Annotated in this window: 4 protein-coding genes; 3 read left to right on the top strand and 1 reads right to left on the bottom strand. The window is 36.3% G+C overall.

The annotated features are described in order from the left end of the window. Positions 1-203 precede the first annotated feature (203 nt). The 3 genes from V7127_RS25270 (at position 204) to V7127_RS25260 (ending at position 3,868) form a co-directional block, all read left to right on the top strand. A complete protein-coding gene (locus V7127_RS25270) occupies positions 204-1,517 on the top strand; it encodes an aminotransferase family protein (RefSeq protein WP_335490894.1) in 1,314 nt (437 codons plus the stop codon). A 96-nt stretch (positions 1,518-1,613) separates the two neighbouring features. Next, the gene (locus tag V7127_RS25265) at positions 1,614-3,056 is read left to right on the top strand and encodes an aldehyde dehydrogenase family protein (RefSeq protein WP_335490892.1); all 1,443 of its coding nucleotides are present in this window, start codon (positions 1,614-1,616) and stop codon (positions 3,054-3,056) included. Positions 3,057-3,121: 65 nt separating this feature from the next. Then, the gene (locus V7127_RS25260; RefSeq protein WP_335490890.1) at positions 3,122-3,868 is read left to right on the top strand and encodes an SDR family NAD(P)-dependent oxidoreductase; all 747 of its coding nucleotides are present in this window, start codon (positions 3,122-3,124) and stop codon (positions 3,866-3,868) included. Between the two features lie 695 nt (positions 3,869-4,563). Here the strand turns inward: V7127_RS25260 and V7127_RS25255 are convergent. Then, the gene (locus V7127_RS25255; protein WP_335490888.1) at positions 4,564-4,701 is read right to left on the bottom strand and encodes a hypothetical protein; all 138 of its coding nucleotides are present in this window, start codon (positions 4,699-4,701) and stop codon (positions 4,564-4,566) included. Positions 4,702-5,227: the final 526 nt, after the last annotated feature.

Genomic DNA, 5,227 nt, shown 5'->3' with positions numbered 1-5,227 from the left:
CCCTTACAATCTTCCTTGGCCGCCTTTTTCTCAATTTAAAAACAACTTAAGTCTATAATAAAGTGCATTTTTGTTTAACTTAGAGATTGGCATAAAAATTGCATATATAACTTATATAGACCTGACAAAGGTGCTTCTTTAGAAATCATCGTAACAGTTGATATCATTCTATTAATTTCTAATCATGTAAGGAGAGAATTATAATGAGCGAAATTGCGACTTTAAACCAGGAATTGACAGTGTTAGACAAAAAACATTTTTTACACCCCACTTCTCCGATCCAGCAACAACAGACACAAGGTCCAGCATTTATTTTTACCAAAGGGGAAGGTGTATATCTAGAGGATGTGAATGGTAACAGGGTTATTGATGGAATGTCCTCCCTTTGGAATGTAAACATCGGACATGGAAGAAAAGAGCTAGGGCAAGCAGCAATGGAACAAATGAATAAATTAGCTTTTAGTTCTTGTTTTGCCACATTCAGTAATGAACCAGCTATACGTTTAGCGACGAAAATAGCTGAGATTACTCCAGGTAATTTAAGTGCAACATTTTTTACGTCTGGAGGATCGGAAGCAAATGATACAGCTTATAAACTTGCCAGGCATTATTGGATTTTAAAAGGCCAGCCGGAGAAAAAGAAAATCATCTCAAGAAATAAATCCTATCATGGGGTAGCGATGGGAGCGACTAGTGCAACAGGTTTAAAGCCTTTTAGAGATTTCACAAATTCACTAGCTCCAGATTTTTATTATGCCGAAAATTTATCAGCGCAATCATTACGAGAAGTGATTGAGTCTGAGGGTCCTGAAACAATTGCTGCCTTTGTTGCGGAGCCAGTGCAGGGAGCTGGGGGTGTACATATAGCCCCTAAAGATTACTTTAATGAAGTGCGGGAAATCTGTAATCATAATAATATTTTGTTCATTACTGATGAAGTGATTACTGGTTTTGGCCGGACAGGAAGAGCATTCGGAATAGAGCATTATGGTGTAACCCCAGATATGATGTGTTTTGCAAAAGGAGTAACAAGTGGATATGCTCAACTTGGTGGGGTTGTTTTCTCTGAGCCAATTTATAAAGATTTTAAAGACCTTTCAGTTGGGACACTTCTGCATGGTTATACCTATAGTGGCCATCCAATGGCTTGTGCTGTAGCTTTAAAGAATATTGAAATAATTGAGAATGAAAATTTAATTGATAACGCTCAAAATATGGGTGAGGAAATGCTCAAAGGCTTTAAATGGGTACAAGCCGAAAAGAACCTTGTTGGTGAGGTGAGAGGATTAGGTTTAATGGGAGCTGTAGTAATCGAAAGTAATCAATTTTCACAAGGTCCATTAGCCCCCTTAATCGTAAATGAAGCTGCCAAACGGGGCCTCATATGCAGATCTGTTGTATTCGATAGCATGGATACTCTGGTATTTGCACCGCCATTAATCATTAACAAACAAGAGATTGGTAGTATGATTGAAATTCTTAATGATTCTATCAATGCGATTGAACAAAAGTTATAAGAGAATGTGAACTTTTCACTTAAAGTGGAAACCGCTTTAGTGATCAGAATAGGCCTTGATGGAATGCAGTTAGTTTGGAACTTTGGAGGTAAAAATATGTCTGTAATAAATAAGACAATAAAAAAACAGTTATTTATCAATGGAGAATGGCTAAATTCAAAGGAATATACTCCACTTTTCTCTCCGTATAGTAGAGAATTAATTGCTGAGATTCCCTTCGCGACTGTAGAGGAGGTTGATTTGGCTATTGAAGCAGCTTATCAAACAAGAAATACAATGTCGGAAATGCCTAGCCATCAACGTGCAAAGATTCTAGAAAACCTTGCAAACTTGATTGAAAAACTTTCAGATGAAGCAGCTAAAATTATTGCTGAGGAGGCAGCCAAGCCAATAAATACTGCAAAGGTTGAGGTAGCTAGAACGATCCAAACGTATAAGTTCGCTGCTGAGGAAGCAAAAAGGTTAAGTGGAGAAACAATACCAATGGACGCAGCACCAGGTGGAGAAGGAAGATTAGCCTATACAGTAAGAGAACCACTTGGGGTCATTGGAGCTATTACCCCATTTAATTTCCCTATGAATCTCGTTGCTCATAAGGTTGGACCAGCTATAGCTGCTGGAAATACAATCGTATTAAAACCAGCCAGCCAAACACCGCTATCTTCCTATTTTCTCGCTGAACTCTTACAAGAAGCAGGTTTACCTTCAGGTGCTTTTAATGTAGTGACGGGAAGTGGCACTGTGGTTGGTGAGAAGTTAATCGCAGATGATAGGGTAAAAAAAATTACTTTTACGGGAAGTCCTGAAGTAGGGATTGGAATTCGTAATAAAGCAGGGTTAAAACATGTTACGCTTGAGCTAGGGTCAAACGCAGCTCTTATCGTAGATAGAAACGTTGATGTTGAAAAAATTGTCCCACGCTGTGTCACAGGTGCTTTTGGTTTTCAAGGACAAGTTTGCATTTCACTTCAAAGGATTTATGTCCATAAAGATAATTATAATAGCTTCGTAGAGAGCTTTATCAAAGCGACTGAAAATCTTATAGTTGGAGATCCTTTAGATTCACAAACAGATGTATCGGCATTAATATCTTCTAAGGATGTAGAACGTTCACTTAATTGGATCGAAGACGCGAAACAACATGGAGCGATAGTAGCAACAGGTGGAACTAGTGAAGGAAATATATTAAATCCAACAGTTTTACTAGGAGTAGACGCAACTTCAAAGGTTTCTTGTCAGGAAGTTTTTGCCCCAATTGTTTTAATTAACAAAGTTGATTCTGTAGAGGAAGGCATAGATTTGGTAAATGACTCTCGATTTGGGCTTCAGGCGGGTATCTATACAGAAAATATCCATACAGCTATGCATGCTTCTAAGAAGCTTCATGTAGGAGGCGTATTAATTAATGATATCCCTACATTCCGTGTTGATCATATGCCGTATGGCGGTGTAAAAGAAAGTGGAGTTGGGCGAGAAGGGATAAAGTATGCAATAAAAGAAATGACCGAGTTAAAACTGGTAATCTTTAATAATAATTAATTTGATATTAAGGGTCCTATCAACAAATCGTGGTTATCTTAACCAATTAATGGGAGGAATTTCAAATGAGATTAAAGGGAAAAGTAGCAATCATTACAGGAGCAGGTGGAGGACAAGGAGCCGCTGAAGCAAAGCTATTTGCGAGTGAGGGAGCAAAAGTTATTGCAACAGATATTCAGGAGGATAAAGTGAAAAACTTGGTAAAAGAAATTAATACTGATTTTCCTGATAGTGCAATTGGATTAAAACATGATGTAGCAGCTGAAAGTGAATGGAAACGGGTAGTAGAAGAAGCAGAGAGCATTTTTGGTAATGTAAACGCGCTTATTAATAATGCAGGAATAGCAGATATAAAACGGTTTGAAGAAACTACATTCGAAGACTGGCAACGTACGATGAATATTAATGCGTGGAGCCAATTTGTCGGAATTAAAATGGTAGTGCAGTCCATGAAAAAAGCTGGTAATGGTTCCATTGTTAATATTGGATCAATAGCCAATCGTATCAATTCAGATGGTTTTAACGCTTATGGAGCTAGTAAAGGTGCTGTAGAAGGGATGACAAATATAGCTGCATCTGAATTGGGCGAATTCAATATTCGGGTAAACTCTGTACATCCAGGCATAATTGATACTCCTATGAATGATTATGCATCAGAGGAACATAAAGCAGAATGGTTGAGGAACATACCGCTTGGTCGAACTGCAAAACCGGAAGAAGTTGCAAATTTGGTATTATTTTTAGCAAGTGATGAATCTTCTTATATAACCGGAGCAAATATAGTTATTGATGGCGGATTAACGGTAAATTAATGATTATAAAAATAGAGCATGTTAAAGGAACTAATTCACCTTTTGTAAAGGTGAATTTTTTTCTTTTATTAAATGTAAGAATTTAGATAAAAGCATACATTTTATTTGTGTGCGCCCGGCATGGGCTATAACTTAGTGGTGAAAGTCCACTACAGACTTGGCAGTAGGAACTGTTAGCTGAAGGAATGGGTGTCCATTGCGAAACGGAATCTGAAGGAAGCTGGAATCAAAATCCCGAACTGACGAACAGGTTAAGAATTATTAATGTATCGAGCAGCCTATACTCAACCTATTCACTATTAAGATTCCCAAAATCACCATTATAAGGATTAAAAAAATAACTTTCTTCTGTACGTTTAGAATAAAACACATAGACCTTCTCATTCTTATATTTTTGGAAATGTGTGTATACTAACGAATCTTGCTGCTTATCTTTTAAAGAATTTAAAGCTTCCCCTACTGTATACTCGGGCTTATATAAAAATATCGATATTGGTATTAATAGTAAGACTATTAACGATATTGTCTGAAACAACAAGCTCTTAAATCTTGATACCGGCCTAAAGAATAGGATTATATTAAAGATTATTATAAAGATTAAGTAAACTGAAAATTTACCAATCCACATAATATCTCCATATTTATCATTCACATGGAAGATCAATATATATTCAAGTATACTAATGAAAATAATACTAAAGAATATTAGTTTTTTCGTCACTATTCAACCCTCCATCTAGTGGAAATTCTTTACCTTGTGAATTCAGAAGAATCAGGAGCTGCTTCCCGCGGATTTCGATTCCTTCGTATTCAACAGCAAACAAGGCCTCCAAAATACTTAATTTTATTGAAGAATCGCGCCCGATTGTGGAATATCGAAAACATGAAAACTTCAATAGTTACTCAGTTATTTTACTAAGGCCCAGTTACATTAAGTACATCTATTTACAATGTCCAATGTTGATTGAATAGATAACTCGTTATTTATATGACCTATGACTGTTGCTGTGAAAGCAAAAATTACAAAAAGTCACCATTAATAAACTAAGATTACTAAAACTTACGAATTCTTTTTGGCGAACTGAAAAAGTGTTTTTTCTCCCATCCACCACCGTTCTGGAATATGTAACCTCCTTCTAAGCTATAAGGCTCTAAGTCTTGAATTGTATCATATCCACCTGTATTACTTGATTGCACTTGCTATAAACATAGAAATATGCCTCTCGAAAGACTATTATCACCTTATCTATTATTAGATTGTATAAACTGTATTTGATATTCCTTTTGCTCAATAAATTTCTGTTTTTGTTCATCAGACACGTATTTTTTATCTTGTTGAAGAAAGGCAAAATCTATTAT

The sequence above is a fragment of the Bacillus sp. JJ1773 genome (assembly GCF_036962035.1).
Classification (GTDB): Bacteria; Bacillota; Bacilli; order Bacillales; family Cytobacillaceae; genus Cytobacillus.
The sequence above is the reverse complement of the archived record's forward strand: the minus strand, read 5'-3'. Positions and strand labels throughout refer to the sequence as shown.

Excerpts from the sequence above, each read along its gene's own strand:
- V7127_RS25270 (WP_335490894.1), top strand. The coding sequence starts at position 204 with ATGAGCGAAATTGCGACTTTAAACCAGGAATTGACAGTGTTAGACAAA.
- V7127_RS25265 (WP_335490892.1), top strand. The coding sequence starts at position 1,614 with ATGTCTGTAATAAATAAGACAATAAAAAAACAGTTATTTATCAATGGA.
- V7127_RS25260 (WP_335490890.1), top strand. The coding sequence starts at position 3,122 with ATGAGATTAAAGGGAAAAGTAGCAATCATTACAGGAGCAGGTGGAGGA.